This is a genomic window from Rhodococcus sp. NPDC060090, assembly GCF_042729855.1.
Classification (GTDB): Bacteria; Actinomycetota; Actinomycetes; order Mycobacteriales; family Mycobacteriaceae; genus Rhodococcus.
Genome location: NZ_JBHWXB010000040.1, coordinates 1 through 2,210, shown reverse-complemented (window position 1 = coordinate 2,210; position 2,210 = coordinate 1). Strand labels below are relative to the sequence as shown.

2 protein-coding genes are annotated in these 2,210 nt (G+C 65.7%); both read right to left on the bottom strand.

Translation table 11 applies throughout. From position 1 onward, the window contains the following. Positions 1 to 71: 71 nt before the first annotated feature. Positions 72 to 869: an IS21-like element helper ATPase IstB gene (istB, locus tag ACFWCF_RS26245; RefSeq protein ID WP_378568022.1), complete on the bottom strand. Its 798-nt coding sequence runs from the start codon at positions 867 to 869 to the stop codon at positions 72 to 74. Beyond that, positions 869 to 2,113 carry an IS21 family transposase gene (istA, locus tag ACFWCF_RS26240; RefSeq protein WP_378568019.1) on the bottom strand — a complete coding sequence of 415 codons (1,245 nt, stop codon included), beginning with the start codon at positions 2,111 to 2,113 and terminating at the stop codon, positions 869 to 871. Before istA ends, istB begins: the two co-directional genes overlap by 1 nt. Between the last annotated feature and the right edge of the window lie 97 nt (positions 2,114 to 2,210).

Below are 2,210 nucleotides of genomic sequence, written 5' to 3'. Positions count from 1 at the left end.
TGTCAACGGCACCTGAAAACTGACCCCTTTCCGGCAACCGAAAATTGACCCCTCGAGTCATGCGACAGCCACTACCCCTCTGCAGCACGGCCAGTAGGCGTGCGACCCAGATCGCGGCCCCTGAGCCGGTAACTATCACCCTTGAGCGAGACCACGTCGGCATGGTGGACCAGACGATCGATCATCGCCGCGGCGACGACCTCATCGCCGAACACCTCACCCCACCGGCCGAACGGCTTGTTCGAAGTGATGATCAAACTGGCCCGCTCGTAACGACTGGATACCAACTGGAAGAACAGGTTCGCCGCCTCGGCCTCGAACGGGATATAGCCGACCTCGTCGACGACCAGCAACGGATAACGGCCGAGCTTGATCAACTCGGCTTCCAACCGGCCACTGTGATGAGCGTCGGCGAGCCGGGACACCCATTGCGCGGCGGTCGCGAACAACACCCGATGCCCGCCCTGACAAGCCCGGATCGCCAACCCGATCGCCAGATGGGTCTTGCCGGTGCCCGGCGGCCCGAGAAAGACGACGTTGTCCTTCGCGGTCACGAAGTCGAGCGTGCCCAGATGCGCAATCGTCTCCCGCTTGAGACCGCGGGCATGATCGAAGTCGAATTCCTCCAACGACTTGCGGGCCGGGAACCGCGCCGACCGGATCCGCGATTCCCCGCCGTGACTTTCCCGCGCCGAGACCTCCCGCTGCAAGCACGCCACCAGAAACTCTTCATGGGTCCAGTTCTCGGACCGGGCCCTCTCACTGAGCCGTCCCGCCGCCTCCCTCAGGGTCGGTGCCTTCAACGCGCGGGTGAGGAAGCTCAACTCGGCGCTCAGGTCCCGCTCCGAGACGCTGCTCTGTGTCGTCATCACGCCACCGTTCCGTCGTAGTCGTCGATGCCCAGGGCGGTGTCGTAGTCACTGAGCGCCCGGATCTGCACCTCGCTGTCGTCCTTGCGGTGCACCACGGTCATGTGGTCGCGGCGCAGGGCCGCCGCCGCGGTGACGTGCTCCGGGTCGGAGATGGTCTGGTGTTTCGCCCAGGCCCGGGAATGGTCGGCGACAACAGTGCCGTCGCAGTGGACCTGCACCCGGTCCAGGTCGGCGGTGACCTCGATGCGTCGGCCGATCACCGCCGGATGCACCGAGTAGTCGTTGGAGTCGAGGCGGATGTAGTGATCGCGCGCCAACCGGGTCGACGATCGCCACCCTGTGCTCGGGGGCACCGGCGGCAGCGTAAGCATCGCGTGTCGGTCGGCGTCGATCCGGTCGGCCGGCGCGCATCCGAGGACCCGTTTGCGGCGGGTGTTCGCTATCGCGACCCACGCCGACAGCTGCCGGTTGAAGTCGTCCGGTCCGGTGAACGAGCGGCCCGGTAGGAACGAGGTTTCGAGGTAGTCGTGGTTGCGTTCGATGATGCCCTTGGCTTCGGGGTCGGCGGGATTGCAGATCAGCACCTTCGTCCCCAAAGTGCCGCGGAAACCCTGGCAGTGTCCGGTCAGTTCCGTCTTGCGGTGGCGTCGCCGCCCGACCGCGCCTTCGCCGTCCCACACCAACACCCGGGGCACCGCTCCGAGATTGTGGATCAGCTGCCACCAGCCCGCGAACAGGTCTTCGGCGCCGCGGGTGGGGACCAGCACCGCGGAGAGCCAGCGGGAGTATCCGCAGGTCATCGTCAATACCGGCAGTTTCGTCGGGGTCCGGGATTGGCCGTGGTCGACGGGCAGGGTGATCGGGGGGAACCAGAAGTCGCATTGGGCGATCTCCCCGGGCAGGTAGGTGGTGCGCGAGGCCGGGTCCGGGGGCAGGTAGACCGGGCGCAGTTCGGCGATGCGGCCGCTGAGCACCCGGATCGAGTGGTCCCAGCCGATCCGTTCGGCGATCACCGTTGCCGGCATCGTGGGGAACTGTCTGAGCAGTTCACGGATGCGGGGTTCGTACGGGTCGACGATCGAGCCTGCTTTGGCGCGTTGGTATTTCGGAGGTCCGTCGGCGGCGAGTGCCGAGCGGACGGTGTTGCGTGATATCCCCATCACCCGGGCGATTGCCTTGATCGGCAATCGTTCGCTGCGATGCAGACGACGAATTTCGGCCCAATCTTCCACGGACAACATCCCTTCGTCCCTCCTGGCTCGACTCGAACCAGGATCGGTGGAGAGGGGGTCAAATTTGAGATGCCATGCCGGGGTCAGTATTCACGTGCCGTCGACA